This is a genomic window from Staphylococcus sp. 2S1 (assembly GCF_046721335.1).
In the GTDB taxonomy this organism is placed as follows: domain Bacteria; phylum Bacillota; class Bacilli; order Staphylococcales; family Staphylococcaceae; genus Staphylococcus; species Staphylococcus equorum_A.
The window spans coordinates 1,331,236-1,357,602 of the sequence record NZ_JBEUUJ010000003.1; the positions used below are offsets into that span (position 1 = coordinate 1,331,236).

The following is a 26,367-nucleotide window of genomic DNA, read 5'->3' on the forward strand; positions in this document are numbered from 1 at the left end:
GTATAGTACTTATAGACCTTATATTCATATATTTTTAATGGAAAAAGATTTTGAAATTGGTCTGGTTTAATTTTGTAAATTTAAAATTGAGAAATGAGGAATAAACATGTTTCAACCATTAGCTCACGGCTTTTTACTAGCGCTGGGGTTGATTTTACCATTGGGTGCGCAAAATGTATTTGTATTTAATCAAGGTGCCAATCATAAGCGTATATATAAGTCGTTACCCGTAATTATTACAGCAGGTCTGTGTGATACATTTCTTATTGTGTTGGCAGTGTTGGGTGTGTCGGTTATTTTACTCTCATTTCCCATATTGCAAGTTACTATTTATTGTATAGGTTTCGTTTTTTTATTATATATGGTTTGGTCGTTATGGAAAGTAAGGCCAGATGAAGTGAAGCGTTATCGACCAATGACAGCGAAGAAGCAAGTTGGTTTTGCGATTTCTGTATCGTTACTGAACCCACATGCAATTATGGACACGATTGGGGTCATTGGAACGAATGGGGCTATTTATGATGGTTTGGATAAAGTCGTGTTTACTATTTCAACTATAGTTATATCATGGGTTTGGTTTTTCTTTTTAGCAATTTCTGGAAAAATGATAGGTAACGTTGATAAAACAGGTAAATACATTCTGATATTAAATAAAGCGTCTGCTATTATCATTTTAATTGTTGCGGCTATGATTCTAAAACAATTAATAACGCTTTTACTATAGGAAGATGTAGTGAAATGAATGTGCGAACTTTTTTGTTAGAAAGCGCATAATAACATAAAAGGAGATAAGATTTGAGAAATCTTATCTCCTTTTATTGAAGTTTAGGATTTATATCCCAACGTTATGTTTTTATACGATATATTTAATCATAAGTTCTAATGCCAAGTGGTTTATAATTGTTTATCGCTTCGAATAGTGATTCTTTCGTATTGCACAAAGGAGCAAGGTTTTTGTATTTAGAATCTATGAAACCTTCTTGAATCATGTGATCTAAAAGTGCTTGTAAGGGCTCGAAAAAACCATTGATATTGAACACGGCAATAGGTTTCTCGTGAATACCGATTTGAGACCAACTATACATTTCGAAAAATTCTTCTAATGAACCTGCGCCACCTGGAGCCATTACAAAAGCATCAGCTAATTCAGCCATTTTATTTTTTCTTTCATGCATAGAATCTACTAGTATCAACTCGCTTAATTTTCCACTTGTGATTTCTTTTTCATTTAACATATTTGGCATGATGCCTACAGCACGACCGCCATGATCTAATACGCCGTCTTGAATAGCGCCCATGATACCTACAGAACCAGCACCAAATATTAATTCATAACCTTGTTCAGCCATATACTTACCTAACTGATAAGCTTCAGTAATATAGGTTTCATCGTTTCCTTTACTGGCACCACAATACACCGCAATACTTTTCATTTTTATTCCTCCTTGTTCGACATCTGATTTGCTATGATAGACGAAAAGATAGCTTCAAATTCAGCTACATCTTGATCAGTAAAAGCTGAGGGGCCTTTTGTACGTCCGCCGCTTCGTCTAAATTGAGCACTCGCATGACGTTGCTCTAATAATGTATCAATATTTTGTTGCGTGTAGATGTAACCTTTATGATGCATAACTATTTTCGTCTTGTTTAAAAGTAAGTCGGCTAAGCCATAGTCTTGTGTGATCACAATGTCACTAGGGCGTACCAGTTTTACAATTCTAAAATCAACAGCGTCTGGTCCATCGTCTACATAGATAATATTCACGTGGTCTGGTTGTACTACTGTAGAAAAGTGACTGAAGCTACGAACAACGGTAACAAAAATGCCTGTCCCTTCAGTCAATTCAATTACTGAATTGGTTACAGGACAAGCATCTCCATCAATAATGACTTGTGTCATTAGGCTTATTTACCATTTTCTTCTTTGTTTTGTTTAACAACACTTTTGGCCACGTAGTCTTTATATTTTTTGAATTCAGATAAGCGTGCTTTTTTGTTTTTCTCTTGCACTTTTTCTTCTTCTTTATGACGTTTGTCTATATTCTTTTGCAGTAATTTATCAAGCTTGCTTACTTCTTTGCGATTTTCTTTTTCTAGTTTTTCGCCTTTTTTCTCTGTTTCATCATCAAGTTTACCTGGAGTTAATCCAACTTTTTCCATGTGTTTATTTGATTTTTTCATGTCTTTGATACGTTGTTTCTTATTATCTTGACGTGCTTTTTCTTCTTCTTTATGACGTTTGTCTATATTTTTTTGCAGAAGTTTGTTCATTTTATCTGCTTCTTTGCGATTTTCTTTTTCTAATTTTTCGCCTTTTTTCTCAATATAGGCTGGATCATGTTCTTTCGCGATACGTTTAAGTTCACGTTTTTGATCCATGTCATGTTTTTTATCTGCAACGTAGTCTTTTGCGTGAGAAGATTTTTCTACAACGTTATCTTTAACGCGTACAGATTTATCTGCAACTGTTTTAGAAGCACTAACTGTTGCGTCACTTGCTTTTTTCACATCAGGATGATCCTTAATACGTTTGCGTTCAACGATTAGCGGTACTAAAAACACAGGTGCTACTGTGATGATTGTTTTGATTAATTGCTTTTTGTCCATACTCGTTGCCTCCATTTACTTTTATACTATCTACACATTACCCTATAATACACGAAAATAAACGCTAAATACAGTCTGTACAGAAAGATATACGTCATTTATGATAGCGATAATAAACAGAAGAGGCTAAGACAAATTTGTGTCTTAGCCTCGATTATTATTTTGGTAGTAGCTAACTGAACTAAAAAAGCACTTGCATTCTTTTGCTAGTCAGCTTTATTAATCTGAGTTTATACAACGAAACTTTATTAGAAAAATTAGATTTCTGTTTCACTGTTTCAAAACATTGAGTTATATTGATGCATAAGCACATAGAGTCCATTGAAATATTATTCGCCTGTAATACCTTGTCCAATACCGAAACCGAAATAAAGGATAGCGATAATAATAACTAAAACAATTCTATATATAGCAAAAGGAATTAATTTAACTTTACTAATTAAGTACAAGAATGTCTTAATTGCAATTAAACCTACAACGAAGGCAGCAATAAAGCCTAATGCATAAAAACCAATATGGTCTAAATGAATATATTCAAAGTTTTTAACAAGTGATAAACCACTAGTCGCTAGCATTACAGGAACAGCCATAATGAAAGTGAAGTCTGATGCTGATTTGTGATCCATCTTCATTAATACACCCGTAGATATTGTAGAACCAGATCTACTGAAACCAGGCCACATTGCAACTGCTTGTGATAGTCCAATTATAAATGCTTGAACATAATTGATTTGGTCAACTGATTGTGGGTTTGTAACTTTTTTACTATAAATATCGGCTATGATCATATAAATAGCGCCAATAAACAATCCAATCATTACAGTTGGTACACTGAATAAGTATTTTTGAATAACGTCATCAAATAATAACCCAAGGATACCTGCAGGAATCATACCGACAATAATATGTAGTAAGTTTAAGCGATTCGGTTTTTGACCAACGCCATCGATAGAAGATGCTCTGTACTTACCAATATGAAGCATTTCGAAATAACGTTCACGGAATACCCATGCACCCGCAAAAACAGAACCAAGTTGTATTACAATTTTAAAGGTAAAAGCTGATTCTGATCCTAAAAATTCACTTGATTTTAACCACATGTCATCGATAAGGATCATGTGACCTGTTGAAGAAACAGGTGCAAACTCTGTTAACCCCTCAACAATACCTAGAATAAGTCCTTTAATCAATTCAAGTATTAACATAATTTACCTACTTTCATATTACTAATTAAATTTCATAGATTTTCATTTTATAATGATAGCACAATAAAAATGTAACGCGCCACATATAAATGTAATTTTAGACTAAAGACTGAGATTAATATAATAAAAGGAATTCAAGCATTGAAAAAGAGAAATTTCTAATTATGTCTGAAATATGAAATTAACATAAAAAAGTACTAATAATAATGAGCGAATTCATTTAATTTTCAATGAATCAGTTTATAATATGTGGCAGGTGATAATTGTGAAAAGATTAACAAATTTAGCATTTAAATATAAAATATACCCAATGTTCATGTTTGTAATCAGTACATTATTAGCTATTACCGTGGTCGTTCAGAATATTTCTATTGCAGAAATTTTAAATGCAATGTTATTAGAAACGAACCAAAATTTGTTAATACTATTACTGTTTACATTATTTATTTTAATCGCACGTGCAACATTTAATACAATAAATCAAATGATAGGTAATCGCATGTCTACAAAAGTGAAATATGATTTGCGACGCCAACTTATTTTAAAACAGTCAAAAGAGCCAATTGGGGTTCAAATGAATACCTTGACTGAAAGTATTGATGGAATTGTTCCATTTTTTAATAGTTATTTCCCACAAGTATTTAAATCAATGATGATTCCATTGTTTATCATTGTTGCTATGTGTTTTATTCATTTAAATACGGCTTTAATTATGATAGTCACTGCACCATTTATTCCTCTTTTTTATATTATTTTTGGATTAAAAACACGTGATGAATCTAAAGATAAAATGACCTATTTAAACCAATTCAGTCAGCAATTTTTAAACAAAGTTAAAGGACTTATCACTTTAAAACTTTTTAATAGAACAGCTCAGACAGAACAAGAATTATATGAAGAAAGTACGACATTCAGAGATTTAACTATGCGTATTTTAAAAAGTGCTTTTCTATCCGGGCTCATGCTTGAATTTATCAGTATGCTTGGGATTGGTCTTGTAGCTTTAGAAGCTGGGTTAGGATTGATTTTATTCAATAGTATTGATTTTAAAACAGTCGCCATTGCAATCATATTAGCGCCTGAATTTTATAATGCTATTAAAGATTTGGGACAATCGTTCCACACTGGAAAGCAAAGTGAAGGATCGAGCGATGTGGTTTTCGAATTATTAGATAAACAAGAAAAAGCATTGAAACCTGAAGTACGTGTTAATGCACAACAATCTGCATTAATTAAATTGGCGAATGTTAGCTTTAAATACGATGATGCACAACAAAATGCTTTAAATAATATTAATTTGAATATTTCTAGAGGAGAGCAAATTGCGCTCGTCGGGAAAAGTGGTGCCGGTAAATCTACACTAGCACAGGTTATTGTACAACGTTTCGATGCTCAGTCAGGTGAAGTGACTTATCAAAATGCTAACTTGAAATTAGGCTTTTTAAGTCAAATGCCCTATATCTTTAATGCTTCTATACGCGATAATATTACTATGTTTCAATCTATAGATGAAAACAAAATATTAAAAGTATTAGAAGATGTTGATTTAAAAGAAAAAGTACTATCTTTAAAGGATGGATTAGATACATGGATTGGAGAGGGCGGTGAGATGCTCTCAGGCGGTCAAATGAGGCGTGTAGAACTATCTCGAGTACTAATGATTCAACCAGACGTACTTATCTTTGATGAGCCTGCTACTGGCTTAGATGTGAAAACAGAAAATATTATACAAGATATAATTGCACAACAATTTGTAGATACAACTGTAATTACGATTGCACATAGAGAAAATACTATTAAAAATGCTGATAGACGTATATATATTGAAAATGGCTATTTGACATCGATAGATACACGAGAGAGAAGAAACAATGATAAAGGTGGTGACGTAACATGAAGCCACATATTCAATTTAAAATAGATAGAGATTTGATACTTTCGATTATTGTGGGTGTTCTAGGAAGTTTAGTAGCACTTAGCATGTTCTTTTTAAGTGGTTATATGGTAACGCAAAGTGCGCTCGGGTGCTCCGTTATTTGCATTAATGGTTCTGATAGCTTCAGTAAAATTATTTGGATTTATAAGAGCAATTGCCAGATATATTGAAAGATTGCTATCACATAGAGCGACTTTTACAATGCTTAGAAACGTTAGGGTTCAATTTTTTAAACATTTAATTCCGGTGGTTCCCGACGTATATCGAAAATTTAATTCCAGTGATTTAATCGCACGAATGATTGGCAGAGTTGAAGCACTGCAAAATATATACTTGCGTGTTTATTATCCACCTGTAGTAATCGGCGTTACAGCAATCATTTCTACAATCGTAATGATTTACTTCTCATATGTACATGCAATTATCATATGTATTAGTATGATTGCTACCTTAGTAGTAATACCATGGTTAAGTGCTAAGCGTGCACGTATATTGAAAAGACAAGTTAACGACGTTCAAGGTGATTTTTTAAACCGATTTTATGATTATAAAGAAGGTTATGAAGAGTTGGATCGTTTTGGTCGAACAGAATTTTACAAAAAACAAGTGCTTAATCAATTGAATGACTATGAAGCGACTCAAGCAAAAGAGCAACGATTTTTATCGTTATACGAATATAGTCTAAATATTGTTTCGATGATTGCATTATTTTTCACACTGTATTTAGGTGTGGTTCAAGTACAAAATCAAGAATTAGACGTTGTTTATTTAACAAGTATTGTATTAATGATGTTGACACTTTTTGAACAGGCCATACCTATGAGCAATGTAGCTTACTTTAAAGCGGATACTGACGAAGCTTTCCATGATATTAATGAAGTGATTGCTCATCCTATGAAGCAGGGCGAGGAAGCAATGCATTTAGAAGTTTTACCTACCGAGCCGTTGTACGAGGTTCGAGACCTCAACTTCAAATATTGGAACCAAGCAAGTTATGTATTACAAGATATCCAATTATCCATTGATAAAGGCGAACATGTTGCTATTATTGGGCCTTCAGGATCCGGTAAAAGTTCGTTATTGCAACTCATGTTAGGTTTGTATCAAAGTGATAAAGGGGAGATATTATTAAATCATCAAGATATTACAAATATCGTAGATGAAGAAAAATATAGTCAAATCAATGCCCTATTACAAACACAACAGTTATTTGATGGCACAGTGAGAGAGAACTTGTTTACTGAAAAAGATGATGCTGAGCTACGCAACATTTTAGTTGATTTAGGTTTGGGTCATATCGATTTAGATAGAGACATTACCATATCTGGTAATACATTATCAGGTGGTGAAATACAAAGACTTGGAATTGCAAGATTATTATTAAGAGATGCACCAATTTGGATTATGGATGAACCTACTACAGCACTCGACATATATCATACAGATAGCGTAATGGATAGCATTCATGCCAAAGCTCAAACCTTAGTTGTTGCAACTCATGATTTAAGGTTGCTACCGTATTTTGATAAAATTGTAGTTATGAGTGAAGGGGAAATCGTAGAAACTGGTAGTTATCCATCTCTAATTAAAGCAAGAGGCTATTTATATCAAATGGTTGAGATGAATGTTTCATAAACGAAAAGTTACATTATTTTGCTTATAAGTAAAAAAATGGAGCTCAAACACAAATGTGTTTGAGCTCTCATCATAAATCAAGTATATTTAATGAATAAATTTTGATAGAAGAACTATCTAATATTTACCATTGCCATTGAAAAATTATTTTGCTTTTTCTTCTGTGAAGGCAGTGATTACTTTTGAAAGTAATCGATTTAGTTCTTTAGATTCATCTGAGCTTAATGAAGATGCTACTGCAACATCTTGACAAGCTGTATCTAATTCAGGGCGAATTGCTTCGCTCTTATCAGTTAAATGAATGAATACTTCACGTTGATCGATTTCAGAACGCTCGCGTTTGATTAGGTCAACTTGTTCCATTCTTTTAAGTAATGGAGATACAGTACCAGTATCAAGTGCCAATTCAGTAACGACTTTCTTAACATTGACAGGTGAATCAGCCCATAAGATTGTTAAAACTAAAAACTGTGGATAAGTCAGTTTGTATTTCTTAAAGACATTATTTGAGTAATAGCGATTTACTTGTCTTTGAGCATTATACAAACTGAAACAAAGTTGTTCTTTTAAATTAAGTGGTTCAGACATAAAGTTCTCCTCCAGACATTCTATCCGTTTTCTTCTGTATCGGACCTGAATCCGTCTTATGATGTGTGTGTGACACTTCCTCAAAACACTTTTGCACTGTGCCATGCTAAAATGTAGTGTACGTATAAAGTTTAGAAGAAATCTAAAGTTTTATCAAGTAAAAGTTTAATTATACGAATAATTGTACTTTTATGCAGACATTTGTATTAAGAAATGAGTGGTTATATGAAAAAAATTAAAAATCCAAAAACGTCAATTACAATCATAACAGGTTTTTTAGGTAGTGGAAAAACTACTTTTCTCAGTAATTATGTAAAATATTTACTAAGTAATGATGAAAACCCGAGTATCATCGTAAATGAATACGGCAATTTAGATGTAGATAGCCGTGCAATCGGCGATGATATTGAGGTTGCGTCAATATTAAATGGTTGCGTATGTTGTGACTTGCAACAAGATTTAATAAAACAATTAAAACATTTTCTAAACAAAAGTGCAATGCACCACATTATTATTGAAGCGACAGGTATAGCACATCCAATCGAAATTATTGCGGCATGTCAAGATCCTGAAATCATTGCAAACGTTAATCCACCAGTCGTTATTGGCTTAGTTGACGCTCCAAGATTTTTGACCAGAGCCCAATATAGTCATAGTACAACACAATTGATGGAAGAACAATTATCTGCGAGCCATACAGTTGTAGTCAATAAAATGGATTTGATTGATGAAGTAGAGCGGGAACGTATAAATGAAACTTTTGAAATTAATCCATATGCGCCGATCTTCTATACGAGTTATGCAAATTTAGATATGGAACAATTAATTTCAGTTACAAAAAATGAAGGACAAAATATGAAACAACATACACATCATCATGGGATTAATAGTATGCAATATCAGTTTACTGGACCAATAGATAGGCAACTATTCTATCAATTTATTTTACGGTTGCCAGATAATGTTTTAAGATTAAAGGGATACGTTAAGTTTCGTGATATGCCAAATGATACATATGAATTTCAATATGCGTTTGGTTTGCCAGACTATCAAGTTATCGATGCATCCATGCCTTTAACCATTGTGCTTATTGGCGAACAAATAGATGTTAATCGCATACGCAACCAATTAGACATGCTACAATTCACTTAATTTTTTAAATACTAAAAGGGGTGTTGGTAATATGGATAAAGTAAAGATTAATCAACATGTTTCATTTTCAAAGGTAATACAAGGTTTCTGGAGAGCAAAAGATTGGCAGTGGACGCCACAACAATTAAATCGTTATCTCAATGAATTAGTAGAACGTGGTATTACTACTATGGATCATGCTGATATATATGGTGGATACTCATGTGAAGGCATATTTGGAGAGGCACTGAAATTATCTCCTCAATTACGTGAACAAATGGAGATTGTTACTAAATGTGGCATTGTGTTGCCTTCAGAACGTATACATGGAGCAAACGGTCACCGTTATGATCATAGTAAGCATCATATTCGAACGTCTGTAGATCGTTCTCTGCAAGAGTTGCAAGTAGATCATCTGGATTCACTACTTATTCACAGACCGTCACCATTAATGGATCCTCAAGAAGTGACTGAAGCAATCACTGCGTTGGTTAATGAAGGGAAAGTGAAATCATTTGGTGTTTCTAATTTTAATAAATCAGAATATGATTTATTGAGCAAACATCTTGTTTCTGATAAGTTGCATATTACATTAAACCAATTAGAAATTTCGCCATATACTATAGATGTACTTGAAAATGGTTTGATGAATCATATGTATAAAGATAATGTTAAAATGATGTCATGGAGTCCTATGGCAGGCGGTAAATTGTTCGATTTAGAAGATGAAAAATCTGTTCGAATTATGGCCGTAATTTCACCCTTGGCACAAAAATATCATTCTAGTGTGAATGGCATTGTCATGGCATGGTTAAATAAACACCCAAGCAACAATCATGCCTGTATTAGGTACTCATAAAATAGAACGTATTGACGAAGCAATCGAAGGTTTAGAAGTAACAATTACAGATCAAGAATGGTTTGATATTTATACAGCTTCCCTAGGCCACGATATCCCTTAAAGTACATGTTGAAGGAGCGAAACTCATGAATACACAGAACGAACAACATCAAAGAAATCAACTTAAATTTCAACGTAATTTTATTAATTTCCCGTTTTTAGGATTTGCACTTGTCATCGCAATTTTAAATTTAGCATTCCCTGATATAACTTTAATGATGACGCTATTTGGGCTGTTTTTCTTTTATAACGCGGGTATATTATTTGTAGCATTTATAAAACATTACAAGCGTACTGCATTATTATCATTAATATTAACGGTTTTATCTATGGCATTATTCGTCAGCATCACTTTATTTATATGCAGCGGCAAATAATTTATTTTAATTTATGAACGTCCAAAGTAATAAATATCATGTATTATCGAACAAAATAGGAGGAAGTAAATGGAACAGTGGATTACACAATTTATGGAGCAATATGGATATTGGGGCATAGGCCTACTTATCTTTTTAGAAAATATATTTCCACCAATTCCATCTGAAATCATTTTAACATTCGGTGGTTTTATGACTACCCAATCTGGCTTAGGCTATACTGGCGTTTTAATTACCTCGACAATTGGTTCTGTAGTCGGAGCAATTGTGTTATATGGTATAGGCGCTTGGATTGGTGAACGTAATTTGTACCGTATTGTAGATAAATATGGAAAGATTTTGCGTTTAAAGACGAAAGATTTAGATAAGACAATTCAATGGTTTGAAAAATATGGTTATTGGACAGTCTTTTTCTGTCGCTTTATTCCTTTATTGAGAAGTTTAATTTCAATACCTGCTGGTTTAACGCGTATGAATATCCCCTTATTCATACTATTTACTACGGTAGGTACTATTATTTGGAACGCAGTATTAATTTATTTAGGCCAAGCTGTAGGTGGTAATTGGCACACAATTGTTTATTATATGGATATATATTCTCGTATTATTTATATTATTTTAGCTATTTTAATTATTTTTGTTATTTGGAAATGGTTCAAACGACAAAGAAAGCAAAAATAAGATTGATATTACCCCTAAATTAAATTTAAGGTTCTTATGATTTAAATAGCGCGATACATAATTTGGATGTTATAATAAACATACAATATGTATTGACGATATAGGGGGATTGCATTATGACAAAGCAAAAAGTTTCGATTATAGGTGCTCGGAAATACTGGCGCAACATTAGCTTTTATTGTGGCCCAACAAGAACTCGCAGATGTCGTACTCATAGACCGTCCGGAGAGTGAAGGCCTTGTGAAAGGAAAAGCACTAGATATATTGGAAAGTAGTCCGATATACGGTTTCGACGTTAGTGTAACAGGATCTATTGATTATGCTGATTCAGCCAACTCTGATGTAGTTGTCATCACTGCCGGTGTGGCACGCAAACCTGGTATGAGTCGTGATGACTTAGTTCAAATCAACGAAGCTGTGATGCATGATGTAACAAAAGAAATTGTAAAACATTCACCTGAATGTAAAATAATCGTGCTTACAAATCCTGTAGATGCCATGACTTATTCTGTATTACAAGCCTCTGGATTTCCAAAGGAACGTGTAATCGGACAGTCGGGGGTCTTAGATACAGCTAGATACCAAACATTTATTGCAGAAGCACTCAATGTATCGGTTAAAGATATCAGAGGATTGGTATTGGGTGGCCATGGAGATACGATGTTACCTTTAATAGCATCAACAAATGTAAACGGCGTGCCTCTGAAGAAACTTTTGAACGATTCGCAAATTACACAAATTGTAGAACGTACGCGAAAAGGTGGCGCAGAAATCGTAGAATTACTTGGAAATGGTTCAGCGTATTATGCACTCGCATCCGCAGTCTATAGTATGGTTGAAGCAATTTTAAAAGATCAGAAACGTTTATTACCAAGTATTGCACTATTAGAGGGAGAATACAGTTTCTCTGATATATGTTTAGGTGTACCAACGATTTTAGGATCTAAAGGTATAGAGCGTATCGTAGAATTACAATTATCTGAAGATGAACAAGCACAATTACAAGTTTCTGCAAACGCAGTTACAGAAGTAAAACAATCACTCAAACAATAAACAATATTGGAATAAACTAGGAAAGATGATTAGAATTATGAGGCTGAGACAAAATATATGTTTCAGTCTCAATTATTAAATTGGCAGTGGCTGACTCAATTGAAAATACGTTTATGCAAGAGCTTCAGCGATTTCGCTCTTGTATTCTTTTTCTAGGCAGACTTGTGGTCGAGTAGTTAAGGTCAAATTACAACTTTTGATTTATGTATTAATGTTCCATTTTATTTCAATACAAAAAGAGGGCTGTTAAGTTTCCGTTATGGAAACTTAACAGCCCTTTATTCAACTTAAAGTTATATTCTAGGTTTACTTATATTTATAATCAAAATTCAAATTAATTACAATCTAAAAATACAGATGTATAAAGCAACATATTCAAAGAACGTTAGTATATACATGTATTTTAGCCTTAATCTTATTTTTTTAGGTACGTTCCAATTAGGAAAGTGGCGTTCATAATAAAATAATTGTAGATAAAATAATCCAATACCTAAAGGCAGACACATGAGTATGATACTGCGTGTATATGAAAATCCTATATCATGCAATAGATGCCCAATAATTAATTGGAATACGATAAGCACAATAAGCAAAATTATAATGTTAAATGTCATCTTGCACTTCGTACTCCTTTCGCAAATAAAATTAGTAAGCCTTGTAATACTACAAGCAACAGCACAAAGCCTATTGCTTCAAGATTTAAATTTGACCATACTTCATTGATAATGCGAAGCGGTTCATTAATAAGATAGACTGAATGTAAACGCAAGAAACGTCCAATATAAATGCCTAAACCGTTTAAAAACATCATTGCAATGATTATTGTTCTATTTAACCAGAGGTGAGGCGTGAATTTTTCCATTTCTAAAAACATTAAAATTAATAGATACAGTGCAAGTAACACTGCCGATACTAGAAAAGTGAAATATGCCCATTCTACTAATATTAAACCTTGATAGAAATTGAATGTAAATTGATTTAAGTGAATTAAATCTGTAACCATATAAAGTGTGTTAGGTACCATAAATAAGAAAATAAGGGCAAAAATAATAAATAGTGGCCATTCGTATTTATGTACAGGTTTAAATAGATTTAAGAGTAAGCATAGTTCAAATGGCACATATGCTAGAAATAAATTTAAAGTCATAAATTGATAATACTCATTAAAGAAAATAGAAATGATCATTAATATTAGAAATACCGTTCTAGCGATATAACGAGCCTTCATAAATACACCTACTTTCTTTCTGAATAAAGCATTTAAATATATTGTGAAAATTACTAAGGATAGTAATTTTATTGAAAAATAAAAAATGCCGATAAAAATCCCAACTTTTAATATTAAAAAGCTAAGGGGAAAATTAACTCGTATTTTTGAATATGAGATTATATAATACATTTTTTAAATGTAAATATCAATGATAATGATGAATTGTTAATAACTAAATGATTTACAGTTGAATAAAATAGAGAATGATTGTAGCTGTTACATATTTTAAAAGAATGATTAAATGAAAGGTTAAATAATTTAAGCTAGGAAAGAAGTAAAGACTGATGAATCACGTATATGTGGAAACTTTTCATCAGTCTTTAATGAGTGGATAGTGCAACGGGTCTGCGTGCTATCCACTGGTCAGTATACAGTTATAAATTTAATAAATTAAGGCCAATTGCTTCATCATGTTTACGGTTAATATCTAAGTCGGTCATAGTGATTACAATTTCGGCTGTAGCTGAAACGACCGCTTTCGTTAAATGACCGCTAAGTGTTGCGTAAGTATTAGTCCCAAAGGTTGCATGTAAATGCGCAAATGGTTTGTCATCGATGTGAGAAATATTACCTAAAAGACTAATTAATTCTAATGGTTCTTTAAAGGATTTTTTCTCATAAGTTTTCGTGTCTATGTTATAAAAATTAAGTTCTACATCGTCACAAGCACCGATGCCACTTACTGTACCGAATTTACCGCCTTGCTCTTTAGCTATATCTGTCACTGATTCTACAATGTCTTCGCCTCGCTCTAAAACAAGCACAATTGTCTTTCCGTCAACTTGATATACCATGTGAAACCTCCATTCTTAAAATTGATTACAACTATAGTATACAAGTTCTTTTTTATAGTTTATATAAAAGTGTTTAGATGAACAAAATTTTCTATTGTCTTTTGATGTATTAATGTTATAAAATACTCTAATATTATATATATATTAAAAGAACATATCATGATATGAATGGTATAAACGAATGGAGTGAGAAACGTGAATAAGCAATTTGTAATTTTATATTTTAATATTTTCTTGGTCTTTTTAGGTATTGGTTTAGTTGTTCCAGTTCTTCCTGTCTATTTGAAAGATTTAGGATTAAAAGGTAGCGATTTAGGGGTTCTTGTTGCCGTCTTTGCATTGGCCCAAATGGTTATCTCGCCATTTGGTGGGACGTTAGCAGATAAATTAGGTAAAAAATTAATTATTTGTATTGGGTTAGGGCTCTTTGCTATATCAGAATTCTTGTTTGCCGCTAGTCATACTTTCTCACTCTTAATTGTGTCCAGAATTCTTGGTGGGTTCAGTGCTCGGTATGGTTATGCCTGGTGTTACTGGGATGATTGCAGATATTTCAATAGGTAAAGATAAAGCTAAGAATTTTGGTTATATGTCAGCAATTATTAATTCAGGCTTTATTTTAGGACCGGGTCTAGGAGGATTTCTTGCTGAATTTTCTCATAGGCTACCATTTTATGTAGCAGGCTTCAGTGGCTGTTTAGCATTAGTACTTTCTATTATCTTGCTTAAAAATCCTAAAAACGAAACACAAGATGGTTTTACAGTGTATCAACCTGAATTACTTACTAAAATTGATTGGAAAGTCTTTCTTACACCAATTACCTTAACCCTTGTGCTTGCTTTTGGCTTATCAGCATTTGAAACATTGTTCCCGCTATATACAGCAGATAAAGCACATTATTCACCTTTAGATATTTCATTTGCAATTACTGGTGGAGGTATACTAGGTGCTGTATTCCAAGTCTTCTTCTTTGATAAATTCATGAAACATTTTAAAGAACTCACATTTATCAATTATTCGTTGATATATTCAGCAATTGTATTACTCGCTTTGACATTTGTGGATAGTTATTGGTCTATCATGTTAATCAGCTTCATTGTGTTTATTGGTTTTGATATGATTAGACCTGCAATCACGAATTATTTTTCTAACATTGCAGGGGATCGACAAGGTTTTGCAGGCGGTTTAAATTCCACCTTTACGAGTATGGGGAATTTTATAGGACCATTAGTGGCCGGGACGTTATATGATGTTAACTTTGAATATCCTTTATATATGGCAGTTGTAGTAATGATACTTGGTATGTTTGTTATTCTAGTTGAAAAAATGATAAGAACGAGCCTTAGAAGATCATAACTTAAAAAATGATAAATAAAGTAGAACGTACGTAGGCTTATACACGTACGTTCTTTTTAATATATATAATTTGTGCGATATAACACTCGTAATATGACATTAAGATTAAATAAAGTCATATTGCGTAATATTAATGTTACAGAGATTACGATTGGTTTAAATTGTGGCCTATATAAGTTTTGAGTTAATAAAATATGCTAATATGTAGGAAATATTAAAAAGTAATGTAAGTAAGGGGATGAACTTGAAAAATTTAATTTTATCAATCATGGCATTCCTTCTTGCTTGTTGTTTATGTTTTCTTTTATTCATAGCTACAAATCAGCAAGCACTAGCAAAAGTTCATGAAACAATTTCTAGTTGTTCAGACAATGATAAACGAACTGAAACTAAAAGTAACGACCATCACAACAGTGATAATACTATTAGTGCGACAGTGAGAGATGTTGAACAAGAAGAACCTTATAATGCCGAAGCATATGTACCAATAGCTGAAAAAACGACACACAATCTAAAAAACAAGGAAATTGGAAATGCTAATTTACCAAAGTTTTCCGATGCACAAAAAGAAGCACAAACACTTGTGAATAAAGATAATAATGTCGCTAATGCATATAATGATTATGGTATTGATCGTACATGCCAAGGGGCTTATTATTATATTTTTACTTTTGAAAATAAAGAACAACCCAATACTTTTTATAGGGTTACAGTAGATAAAAATAATAAAGCGCACATTTTTGATAAGTCATATCGTGTGAAAGACCAACAAACTTCTAATGCACCTAGTATTTCACCTCAAGAATCCAAAGTAATTGCTGAAAAGTATGCTAAAGATGAGCTCGGTGAGAATGCAGTGCTCAAAAAAGTTAAAACGTCTAAAGAAGGTATGTTTTATACTTTTTATGAGTCTAAGTTAGGAAAAGAGTATAAGGTTGTAGTAAACAAAGCGGGCGACGTAATCCGTCAACCATCGTTAAATTAAAAGTAGAATAAAAGTCGCGTAAACTGATGTTAAATTGAAGTTGCGCGGCTTTTTTATGTTATGAAATCAGTATAAAGCAATAAGTATCAATGTTATGATAATATTATCAATTGAAATGAGTGAGTTCTATATAAACCAGAGTTAAAATATTTTAATGAAAAGGATGAGCATTTTTGAAAAAGATAAAAAAAGCAATCATACCTGCAGCTGGCTTAGGAACAAGGTTTTTACCAGCTACGAAGGCTATGCCAAAAGAAATGTTGCCTATATTAGACAAACCTACAATCCAATACATAGTCGAAGAAGCAAGCACGTGCGGGCATCGAAGATATCATTATAGTTACTGGTAAACATAAACGTGCAATTGAAGACCATTTTGATAATCAAAAAGAATTAGAAATGATCTTACAAGACAAAGGAAAAACGGACTTACTAGAAAAAGTTAAATATTCTACAGAACTTGCCAATATATTTTATGTAAGACAAAAAGAGCAAAAAGGCTTAGGTCATGCTATTTATTCCGCACGTCAATTTATAGGTGATGAGCCATTTGCTGTGCTTTTAGGTGATGATATTGTTGAATCTGATAATCCAGCGATTAAACAATTGATAGAAGCTTATGAAGAAACTGGAAAGTCTGTCATCGGAGTACAAGAAGTAGAAAAAAACCAAACGCATCGCTATGGTATCATCGATCCATTAGAAAAATTAGGTAGAAAATATGAAGTGAATCAATTCGTTGAAAAACCAAAACAAGGCACTGCACCGTCTAATTTGGCAATTATGGGTCGCTATGTTCTTACAGCTGATATTTTCGATTATTTAAAAACTCAAAGCAAAGGTGCAGGTGGAGAAATTCAACTTACGGATGCAATTGAAAGATTAAATAAACACGATCAAGTTTATGCTTACGACTTTGAAGGCGATCGATTTGATGTAGGTGAAAAATTAGGTTTTGTGAAAACTACGATTGAATTTGCTTTGAAAGATGAATCTATGCATGAAGAATTAACTCGTTTTATAAAAAACTTAGACTTAGATAAATAAATATTAGATTTTAGATAAAAGTATGATTGATATCAGTTATAACTTAGTGAACTATTACCAACATATGATATGAGGTGTTGTAATGAAGGAAGTTAAAACAAATGCAATGCGTATGCTCGATCGATTGAAAATTGAGTATTGCGTCAATACTTACGAGGTATCAGAAAGTCATATGGATGGAAAGACTGTAGCTGAAAAAGTCGGTGTAGATGTAGCACAAGTGTATAAAACACTCGTGTTAGAAAATGCTAAGCATGCGCACTTTGTATTTATTATTCCTGTAAATGCCTCTCTTGATATGAAGTTAGCGACGCAAGCAGTTAATGAAAAGAAATTACATTTAATGCCACTTGATGATTTAAAAAAAGTGACTGGCTACGTCCGTGGCGGCTGTTCCCCGATTGGTATGAAACGGCAATTCCTAACAATTATTGATACACAAGTTGAAGAGTTGGAGGCTATCTATGTCAGTGGTGGAGCACGTGGTACACAAATTAAAATAAATGTAGCGCATTTAATTAAAACAACACGAGCAAAAGTTAAAAAAGTGACGCATGATGAACATAATTAAATATCATTAAGCTAATGACCATAAAGTAACGGATTATTTCCTGCTTTATGGTTTTTTTGTTTTATGAAATAAATGAAAACTGATTTTATTTTTAAAGCAGATAGCTAAATGAAGAGATTTTGAAAAGAATGTGTCATATTTTTGATTGTTTTTGATTGTTTTTGGTAAATAATGATTGAAAAATGAAAACGGAAACATTATAATAGTGTTGAGATGAGGTGAAGCGATGATCACGGAAAAACGCCACGAGTTAATATTGGCTGAATTGTCACAAAAAGACTTTTTAACACTACAAGAACTGATTGATCGAACAGGTAGTAGTGCCTCAACAGTTCGTCGCGATTTATCAAAATTGCAACAAATGGGAAAGTTAAAAAGAATACATGGCGGCGCAAAGCTAAATCAATCATCTTTATTAGAACCTAATTTGGCTGATAAAAGAAGTACCAATCTAAGAGAAAAACAAGAAATTGGGAGATTAGCAATGAGCCAAATAGATGATGACGATTGTGTGTTTTTAGATGCGGGTTCAACAACTTTAGAAATGATCCCATATATTAATGCAAATGACATTATTGTAGTAACAAATGGTTTAACGCACGTAGAAGAATTACTAAAACGAGGTATTAGAACACTCATTCTTGGTGGAGAAGTTAAAGCAACAACATTTGCGACAGTAGGTGCGAGTGCATTGAAGACGCTGAATCGTTATCGTTTTGATAAAGTGTTTCTCGGTATGAACGGCATTGACATGAAATATGGACTGACTACACCAGATGAACAAGAAGCAATCATAAAGCATCATGCTATGGAATTAGGAACGCAAGTTTATGTATTAGTAGACCATGCTAAATATGAAAAAGTATATTTCGCACATGTGCCTTTACTAGAGAATGTGGCCTTAGTCACTTCTGCAAAAGCGATGCAAGGCGTGACTTTTCAATATTATGCTGAAAAATATAATTTTATTGGAGGAACATTATGATTTATACAGTAACTTTTAATCCTTCTATTGATTACATTATGTTTTCAAATGAATTTGAGCTTAATGGGTTAAACAGAGCAACTGAAACAAATAAATTTGCAGGTGGTAAGGGTATAAACGTTTCAAGGGTCTTGAAAACATTAGGTGTCCAATCTACAGCGTTAGGTTTTACAGGTGGATTTCCAGGTAGATTTATTGAAGAAACATTAAAACAAGCAGAAATTGATACAGATTTTGTACATGTCGGTGAAGATACACGTATTAATGTCAAATTGAAAACAGGTAATGAAACCGAAATTAATGCACCAGGACCTAATATCACTAAGGTGCAATTTGAATCCTTATTAACACAAATCAGAGATACTTCAGAACACGACACAGTTATTGTTGCGGGTAGTATTCCTAAAAGTGTACCTGCTAACGCATACGAACAAATTGCGGAAATTACGCAAGATACAGGCGCGAAACTAGTCGTTGATGCTGAAAAAGAACTCGTTGAATCCGTTTTAAAATATCACCCATTATTTATCAAACCAAATAAAGATGAATTAGAAGTGATGTTCGATACGACCATCACTTCAGATAAAGAGGTAATGAGCTATGGGCGTGAAATTTTGAAAATGGGTGCCACTTCAGTCATTATCTCTCTTGGTGGAGATGGAGCTGTATATGTAGATGAGCAACAAAGTTATAAAGCACTTGTACCAAATGGACAAGTAGTAAATACAGTGGGATCAGGTGATAGTACTGTAGCGGGGATGGTTGCGGGGCTGAATTCTGGTTTATCTATTAAAGAAGCATTTAAACAAGCTGTATCGGCTGGGACGGCAACAGCATTTAACGATGACTTAGCAACGAGAGCGTCTATTGAAAATATTAAGTCACAAGTGATGATTACAACATTAGGTGGGAGTGAATTAGATGAGAATAACTGAGTTATTAACAAAAGATACAATTGCAATGGACCTTTCTTCAACAGAGAAAAACGGTGTTATTGATGAGTTAGTGAAGCGACTTGATAAAGCCGGCAAACTCAATGATGTAACAACTTTTAAAGAAGCGATTCATAACCGTGAATCTCAAAGTACTACAGGTATTGGTGAAGGCATCGCGATACCTCATGCAAAAGTAGCGGCAGTAGACACACCGGCGATTGCGTTTGGTAAATCCAAAACAGGTGTTGATTATCAAAGTTTGGATATGCAACCTGCACATTTATTCTTTATGATTGCAGCGCCAGAAGGTGGAGCACAAACACATTTAGATGCATTAGCTAAGCTATCAGGTATTTTAATGGATGAAAAAGTGCGTGAAGATTTACTTCATGCAAATTCTCCACAAGAAGTGCTTCAAATTATAGATAAAGCAGATGATGAAGCAACTGAAGAAGAGGAAGCAGAAGTAGTCGCGACAACGACAGCAACAGATTCAGATGACCCCTATATCTTAGCTGTTACAGCATGTCCGACAGGCATCGCACATACTTACATGGCTCGTGATGCTTTGAAAAAGCAAGCTGAAAAAATGAACGTAAAAATAAAAGTTGAAACGAATGGTTCAGGCGGCATTAAAAATCACATTACTGATGAAGATATTCGTCGCGCAACTGGTGTTATTGTTGCGAGCAGATGTAAATGTGGAAACAGACCGTTTTGATGGTAAAAATGTTGTGGAAGTACCAGTTGCAGATGGTATTAAACGCCCTGAAGAACTGATCAATATAGCACAAGACACTTCTCGTAAACCATTTGTAGCCAAAGGCAATCATAAAGCGTCAAATCAGTCTGGAAGTAATGAAAAACAAGGCTTTGGTAAAACAATTTATAAACACTTAATGAATGGTGTTTCCAATATGTTACCGCTTGTTATTGCCGGTGGTATTTTAATGGCAATCGCCTACTTATTTGGACCAAACTCGTATGATCCAAATAGTTCTGAGCATAATGCATTTGCTGAACAATTATGGAATATTGGTAATCAGAGTGCCTTTGCGTTAATTATCCCAATTCTCGCAGGTTATATCGCGCGTAGTATTGCAGATAAACCAGGTTTTGCGACTGGTTTAGTTGGTGGTATGTTAGCCATTTCAGGTGATGCAGGGTTTATCGGAGGTATTCTTGCAGGTTTCTTAGCAGGTTATTTAACACAAGGTATTAAGAAACTTTCAAGCGGTTTACCTCAATCATTAGAAGGTTTGAAACCTACATTAATTTTCCCAGTATTATCAGTAACAATCACAGGTTTAGTAATGGTTTATGTATTAAACCCTCCAGCGTCGTGGTTGAATAATTTACTACTTAATGGTTTAGAAGGTTTATCAGGAACGAATATTATGCTCTTAGGATTAGTCATTGGTGCAATGATGGCTATCGATATGGGTGGACCATTTAATAAAGCGGCATACGTATTTGCGACTGCGGCTGTTAACGGAAGGCAATGCTCGCACCAATTACAGCGACGATGATTGGTGGTATGGTACCTCCAATCGCAATTGCAACAGCGATGTTAATTTTCCGCAAGAAATTCACTAAAGAACAAAAAGGCTCTATCGCACCAAACTATGTAATGGGGTTATCTTTCATTACAGAAGGTGCAATTCCATTTGCGGCAGCTGATCCACTAAGAGTCATTCCATCAATGATGGTAGGTTCAGGGGTTGCAGGTGCAATCGCGTTAGGACTAGGTTCTTCAATTCAAGCACCACATGGCGGCATCTTTGTTATAGTAGGTACTGATTTCAGCCACGTGATACAATCACTCATTGCGATTATTATAGGATCTATCGTAGGAGCAATCATTTATGGTTTGTTAAAACCAAAAGTGACAGAAGAAGAAATACAAAGTTCTTAAGTTATAGCTAACTAAAGCATCAAGCTTTATAAATTGAATAAATATAGAAAAACCAGTAGAAGCTCACAAGTTAATGAGTATTTCTGCTGGTTTTTATTTATATGTGATACTGAAATTCAAAAACTTTTGAATATAATAAAGGACTTAAGTTTGGTAAAATGGAAACGAAATGCTGAAATAGACACATAGCGTAAAACAAAGAAAAGAAGGTAGAGAAAATGGCTGAATATGTGATTGAAAATGGGAGAATTTATACTGAAGCAGAACTAATAGAGCGAGGATATATTATTGTTAAGGACGATAAAATTACTGATATAGGCAAGGGGGATTATGAAGGTGCGTTAACAACTTATGATGCTCAAGGTCAGCATGTTTTACCAGGTTTTATAGATATCCATATGCATGGTGGTTATGGAGAAGACGCAATGGATGCATCATATGAAGGGTTGAAACATTTAGCAGAATCACTATTATCTGAAGGAACGACAAGTTTCTTAGCAACAACAATGACACAGTCGGATGATAATATTACAAAAGCATTAGAAAACATCATTGAATATCAGAAACAACAAGACGTTCTAAAAGCAGCTGACATCGTAGGTATACATTTGGAAGGACCATTTATTTCTGAACATAAAGTAGGAGCGCAAAATCCAGCCTATGTACAAAGACCGTCTATAGAGAAAGTACAACAATTTCAAAAAACAGCGAACAACCAAATTAAAGTGATTACATTTGCACCTGAGGTTGAAGGTGCTCATGAAACATTAGAAGCGTTACATAATCAAATACGTTTCTCTATTGGGCATACGGTTGCAACTTTTGATGAGACAAATGAAGCGGTAGCACGTGGGGCTAAACATGTGACACATTTATATAATGCCGGAACACCATTCGAGCATAGAGAACCAGGCGTTTTTGGTGCGGCGTGGACAAATGATAGCTTAAGTACTGAACTTATCGTGGACGGTATTCATTCACACCCTACAGCGATACAAATTGCTTATAAACAAAAGGGAAACACACGCTTTTTCTTAATTACTGATGCAATGAGAGCGAAAGGTATGCCAGATGGTGAATATGATTTAGGTGGCCAAAATGTTATTGTAAAAGGTTCTGAAGCTCGGTTAGCATCTGGCGCACTTGCGGGTAGCATACTGAAAATGAATGAAGGGCTGAAAAATCTAATACAATACACAGGTGATACACTAAATAATTTATGGCGTGTAACAAGTTTAAATCAAGCAATTGCATTAAATATCGAATCGCAAAAAGGAAGTTTGAAGGTTGGGAAAGACGCAGACATCGTTATTGTAGATGATGAAATTACAGTTCAAACTACTATAAAAGCAGGCGCAATACACAAATTTTCTTAATAACAAACTGGAATTTAACTCATTTTAAAATGTATTATGTAAAGTGTAAATTGAATCAAAAAGTTGACGCAACTGAAAATTTGCGTTTAAATGTTAAGTTAGAGAAATAAAATTTCATACGTACAATTTACATGATGACTTAAGATTGTGATAAAATAGAAGAAATGCGTATTTTTCGGGAGGTGTCACCAATGGGAAGGATTTAGTATATAACATGAAAATGCAACATAGCAATGAATCTTATGTACGGTCATCTATTGTGACACGATATTTGGAGGTGAATCCCTAGAAATAGGGAACTAATTGGAAACTGTGACCATAATAAATTTAGCATTATTTGTTTTTTTAATAGCATTAACAACGGTATTCGTAGGATCGGAATTTTCATTAGTGAAAGTCCGCGCGACAAAAATTGAACAACTCGTAGCAGAAGGCAATGGTAATGCACGTATAGTGAAAAAAATGATTAAAAACTTGGACTACTACTTATCAGCATGTCAATTGGGTATTACAGTGACATCTTTAGGATTAGGTTGGTTAGGTGAACCGACCTTCAGTAAATTATTGCATCCATTATTTGAAGCAGTTAATTTACCTGAAGCGTTAACAACGACAATTTCATTTATTGTCGCATTTATCATTGTGACCTACTTGCACGTAGTACTCGGTGAATTGGCACCAAAAACTTTGGCCATTCAACATACTGTGAAAGTAGCGTTGATATATGCTAGACCATTGTATTACTTCGGCGCTGTTATGAAACCGTTAATCTGGCTAATGAATGGTTCTTCAAGAATGATTATACGTATGTTCGGAGTAGATCCTGATGCAAATAACGATGCAATGTCAGAAGAAGAAATAAAAATTATAATAAACAATAGTTATAACGGTGGAGAAATAAACCAAACAGAATTGGCTTATATGCAAAATATCTTCTCATTTGATGAGAGACAAGCCAAAGACATCATGGTGCCACGTACACAAATGGCTACATTGAACGAACCGTTTAATGTAAATGAACTGTTAGACACGATTAAAGAACATCAATTCACACGTTACCCGATTACAGAAGATGGGGACAAAGATCATGTGAAAGGTTTTCTTAATGTAAAAGAGTTTTTAACAGAATATGCTTCAGGTAAACCTATTAAAGTAGGTAATTACGTTCATGATTTACCAATGATTTCTGAAACGACACGTATAAGTGATGCGTTAGTACGTATGCAACGTGAACATGTTCATATCAGTTTGATTATTGATGAATATGGTGGTACGGCAGGTATCTTAACGATGGAAGACATCTTAGAAGAAATCGTTGGTGAAATTCGTGATGAATTTGATGACGATGAAGTAAACGATGTTGTAAAAGTAACGGACAGCAGATATCAAATTAGTGGTCGTGTATTATTAGACGATTTAAATGATGAGCTCGGCATTGAATTTGCTGATTCTGAAGACATTGATACAATCGGTGGTTGGTTGCAAGCACATAATACAAACTTACAACAAAACGATTATGTCGATACGGAATATGATCGTTGGATCATGTCTGAAGTCGATAACCATCAAATTATTACTGTTTTATTAGAAGTTGAATACAATGCAACACGTCCGACACCTGAAAATAATGAAGACGATGAAGATAACGATTAATCATTGTCTTATACATTTAAGCTATCGATAAAGTCTCTGATTTTGTCGATAGCTTTTTTTGTATCTTTTTTCACATAAATCGGCTCTAATCACTGTCGTTATATGAACATAATAGTGGAGTGTTGATATTGGAATAAATATGCGTGATTCAAGTATTATGTATTGCTATAATGAACAGAGTATAACGATATATCTTTAAAATAATTTCAACTTAGTTGAAGGGGGATTAAATCATGTTAGAAGACGTGTATTATTTAAATAATGGTTATCCAATGCCGAGAGTGGGTCTTGGAGTATATAAAATTACAGATGAAGAAATGGAACCCGCAGTAACAGCTGCCATAGAAGCGGGCTATCGTGCATTTGATACCGCTTATTTTTATAAAAATGAAATAGCATTAGGTAATGCATTAAAACAATCTGAGATACCGCGTGAAGATTTATTTCTTACATCAAAAATTTGGAATGATTATCAAGGTTATGACAATACAATCAATTTTTTCACAAAATCAATAGAAAACTTAGGTACTGATTATTTAGATTTATTTTTAATACACTGGCCATGTGAAGCGGATGGTTTATTTGTTGAAACTTATAAAGCCATGGAAAAACTATATGAAGAGGGCAAAGTTCGTGCAATAGGTGTTTGTAACTTTAATGCGCACCATTTAGAAAAATTAATGTCGCAAACTGACATTGTACCCGCTGTGAATCAAATAGAGGTGCATCCATATTTCAATCAACATGAACTACAAACTTTTTGTGATAAGCATGATATCGCTGTGACAGCATGGATGCCACTGATGAGAAATAGAGGTTTATTAGAACATGAATTGATCACAGAGATGGCAAGCCGTTATGGTAAAACGCCAGCCCAAATTGTATTACGTTGGCATTTGTCACATGATCGCTTAATTATTCCAAAATCAAAAACACCAAGCACGCATTAAAGAAAACTATGATATTTTCGACTTTAATTTGGAATTGACAGACATCGCTGAGATAGATCGTTTGAATTGTGATGACCGTCAAGGAAATGATCCAGATAAAGTACGTATAGGTAGTTTAAAATAAGAATTGATAACACAACCTAGGACGTAAATCTTACAAGCTTAAATAGAAAGCATCAATCTATTAGTTTTTTTAATAGATTGGTGCTTTTAATTTAAGCTTTTTAAATTTTTTTAAGTGCATGTTTGTCTAATTTTTTATAATAAGGCTCGAACTTGTAGTCTCTGGCCCTTACTATGCATTAGTTATCAGCACTTAAAACAAACGATATGTTTATAAATGTATAAAAACAAGAGGGTTTCAAATAGTTCTAGTAGCGATAATAAAGGGTTTTGTTTCCAAATTCATCAAATA

Annotated in this window: 19 protein-coding genes and 7 pseudogenes; 18 read left to right on the plus strand and 8 right to left on the minus strand. The window is 33.6% G+C overall.

Translation table 11 applies throughout. The features are described from left to right. Positions 1-106: 106 nt before the first annotated feature. A complete protein-coding gene (locus ABLV90_RS06985; RefSeq protein ID WP_427705294.1) occupies positions 107-724 on the plus strand; it encodes a LysE/ArgO family amino acid transporter in 618 nt (205 codons plus the stop codon). A 142-nt stretch (positions 725-866) separates the two neighbouring features. Here ABLV90_RS06985 and ABLV90_RS06990 read toward each other — a convergent pair whose 3' ends face one another. The 4 genes from ABLV90_RS06990 to ABLV90_RS07005 all read right to left on the minus strand — a co-directional run bounded on the left by ABLV90_RS06990 (position 867) and on the right by ABLV90_RS07005 (position 3,812). Beyond that, positions 867-1,433, minus strand: coding sequence for an LOG family protein (locus ABLV90_RS06990; protein ID WP_002508350.1), 567 nt, complete (start codon positions 1,431-1,433; stop codon positions 867-869). A gap of 2 nt (positions 1,434-1,435) precedes the next feature. Beyond that, positions 1,436-1,900, minus strand: a complete 465-nt coding sequence (locus ABLV90_RS06995) for a YaiI/YqxD family protein (RefSeq protein WP_460872399.1) — start codon at positions 1,898-1,900, stop codon at positions 1,436-1,438. Positions 1,901-1,905: 5 nt separating this feature from the next. Next, positions 1,906-2,607, minus strand: coding sequence for a hypothetical protein (locus ABLV90_RS07000; protein ID WP_021339403.1), 702 nt, complete (start codon positions 2,605-2,607; stop codon positions 1,906-1,908). 329 nt (positions 2,608-2,936) lie between these two features. Then, on the minus strand, positions 2,937-3,812 hold the full coding sequence (locus ABLV90_RS07005; RefSeq protein ID WP_460872400.1) for an undecaprenyl-diphosphate phosphatase: 876 nt from the start codon (positions 3,810-3,812) through the stop codon (positions 2,937-2,939). Between the two features lie 265 nt (positions 3,813-4,077). Here ABLV90_RS07005 and ABLV90_RS07010 point away from each other — a divergent pair, with 265 nt between their 5' ends. Both ABLV90_RS07010 and cydC read left to right on the plus strand, forming a co-directional pair. Then, entirely contained in the window at positions 4,078-5,709 is a 1,632-nt protein-coding gene (locus ABLV90_RS07010; RefSeq protein ID WP_460872401.1) for an ABC transporter ATP-binding protein/permease, read from the plus strand. Next, positions 5,706-7,383 (plus strand): annotated as a pseudogene (cydC, locus tag ABLV90_RS07015) (thiol reductant ABC exporter subunit CydC). The gene ABLV90_RS07010 and the pseudogene cydC overlap by 4 nt, the downstream one beginning before the upstream one ends. 144 nt (positions 7,384-7,527) lie before the next feature. Here the strand turns inward: cydC and ABLV90_RS07020 are convergent. Then, a complete protein-coding gene (locus ABLV90_RS07020; RefSeq protein WP_069815266.1) occupies positions 7,528-7,971 on the minus strand; it encodes a global transcriptional regulator MgrA in 444 nt (147 codons plus the stop codon). Positions 7,972-8,196: 225 nt separating this feature from the next. On the opposite strand from ABLV90_RS07020, the gene ABLV90_RS07025 reads away from it, so the two are divergent. The 5 genes and pseudogenes from ABLV90_RS07025 (at position 8,197) to mdh (ending at position 12,114) form a co-directional block, all read left to right on the plus strand. Next, the gene (locus ABLV90_RS07025) at positions 8,197-9,123 is read left to right on the plus strand and encodes a CobW family GTP-binding protein (RefSeq protein WP_285323620.1); all 927 of its coding nucleotides are present in this window, start codon (positions 8,197-8,199) and stop codon (positions 9,121-9,123) included. A gap of 31 nt (positions 9,124-9,154) precedes the next feature. After that, a pseudogene (locus ABLV90_RS07030) lies at positions 9,155-10,064 on the plus strand (aldo/keto reductase family oxidoreductase). 25 nt (positions 10,065-10,089) lie between these two features. Further along, positions 10,090-10,380 (plus strand): hypothetical protein, encoded by a 291-nt coding sequence (locus tag ABLV90_RS07035; protein ID WP_460872402.1) that lies wholly within the window; start codon positions 10,090-10,092, stop codon positions 10,378-10,380. 69 nt (positions 10,381-10,449) lie between these two features. After that, complete coding sequence (locus ABLV90_RS07040; RefSeq protein ID WP_069832670.1) at positions 10,450-11,061, plus strand: DedA family protein; 612 nt, start codon at positions 10,450-10,452, stop codon at positions 11,059-11,061. Positions 11,062-11,177: 116 nt separating this feature from the next. Further along, positions 11,178-12,114 (plus strand): annotated as a pseudogene (mdh, locus tag ABLV90_RS07045) (malate dehydrogenase). A gap of 338 nt (positions 12,115-12,452) precedes the next feature. On the opposite strand, the gene ABLV90_RS07050 reads toward mdh, so the two are convergent. The 3 genes from ABLV90_RS07050 to ABLV90_RS07060 all read right to left on the minus strand — a co-directional run bounded on the left by ABLV90_RS07050 (position 12,453) and on the right by ABLV90_RS07060 (position 14,178). Beyond that, the gene (locus ABLV90_RS07050) at positions 12,453-12,728 is read right to left on the minus strand and encodes a hypothetical protein (RefSeq protein WP_081325302.1); all 276 of its coding nucleotides are present in this window, start codon (positions 12,726-12,728) and stop codon (positions 12,453-12,455) included. After that, positions 12,725-13,342 carry a DUF1361 domain-containing protein gene (locus ABLV90_RS07055; RefSeq protein ID WP_069815278.1) on the minus strand — a complete coding sequence of 206 codons (618 nt, stop codon included), beginning with the start codon at positions 13,340-13,342 and terminating at the stop codon, positions 12,725-12,727. Before ABLV90_RS07055 ends, ABLV90_RS07050 begins: the two co-directional genes overlap by 4 nt. Before the next feature lie 416 nt (positions 13,343-13,758). Beyond that, positions 13,759-14,178 carry a PPC domain-containing DNA-binding protein gene (locus ABLV90_RS07060; protein WP_069832673.1) on the minus strand — a complete coding sequence of 140 codons (420 nt, stop codon included), beginning with the start codon at positions 14,176-14,178 and terminating at the stop codon, positions 13,759-13,761. 195 nt (positions 14,179-14,373) lie between these two features. Between ABLV90_RS07060 and norA the strand changes: the two are divergent. The 10 genes and pseudogenes from norA (at position 14,374) to ABLV90_RS07110 (ending at position 26,076) form a co-directional block, all read left to right on the plus strand. After that, positions 14,374-15,535 (plus strand): annotated as a pseudogene (gene norA / locus ABLV90_RS07065) (multidrug efflux MFS transporter NorA). Between the two features lie 244 nt (positions 15,536-15,779). Beyond that, positions 15,780-16,520, plus strand: a complete 741-nt coding sequence (locus ABLV90_RS07070; protein ID WP_460872403.1) for a hypothetical protein — start codon at positions 15,780-15,782, stop codon at positions 16,518-16,520. 173 nt (positions 16,521-16,693) lie between these two features. After that, positions 16,694-17,567, plus strand: a pseudogene (galU, locus tag ABLV90_RS07075) (UTP--glucose-1-phosphate uridylyltransferase GalU). A gap of 82 nt (positions 17,568-17,649) precedes the next feature. Next, on the plus strand, positions 17,650-18,138 hold the full coding sequence (ybaK, locus tag ABLV90_RS07080; protein WP_460872404.1) for a Cys-tRNA(Pro) deacylase: 489 nt from the start codon (positions 17,650-17,652) through the stop codon (positions 18,136-18,138). A gap of 226 nt (positions 18,139-18,364) precedes the next feature. Beyond that, positions 18,365-19,123, plus strand: a complete 759-nt coding sequence (locus ABLV90_RS07085; protein WP_460872405.1) for a DeoR/GlpR family DNA-binding transcription regulator — start codon at positions 18,365-18,367, stop codon at positions 19,121-19,123. Further along, positions 19,120-20,058: a 1-phosphofructokinase gene (pfkB, locus tag ABLV90_RS07090; protein WP_427707568.1), complete on the plus strand. Its 939-nt coding sequence runs from the start codon at positions 19,120-19,122 to the stop codon at positions 20,056-20,058. Before ABLV90_RS07085 ends, pfkB begins: the two co-directional genes overlap by 4 nt. After that, a pseudogene (locus ABLV90_RS07095) lies at positions 20,045-21,973 on the plus strand (fructose-specific PTS transporter subunit EIIC). Before pfkB ends, ABLV90_RS07095 begins: the two are co-directional and overlap by 14 nt. 218 nt (positions 21,974-22,191) lie before the next feature. Further along, a complete protein-coding gene (nagA, locus tag ABLV90_RS07100; protein ID WP_427705278.1) occupies positions 22,192-23,349 on the plus strand; it encodes an N-acetylglucosamine-6-phosphate deacetylase in 1,158 nt (385 codons plus the stop codon). 303 nt (positions 23,350-23,652) lie between these two features. Beyond that, on the plus strand, positions 23,653-25,002 hold the full coding sequence (locus ABLV90_RS07105; protein ID WP_285323633.1) for a hemolysin family protein: 1,350 nt from the start codon (positions 23,653-23,655) through the stop codon (positions 25,000-25,002). Positions 25,003-25,235: 233 nt separating this feature from the next. After that, positions 25,236-26,076: pseudogene (locus ABLV90_RS07110) on the plus strand (aldo/keto reductase). Positions 26,077-26,367 lie beyond the last annotated feature (291 nt).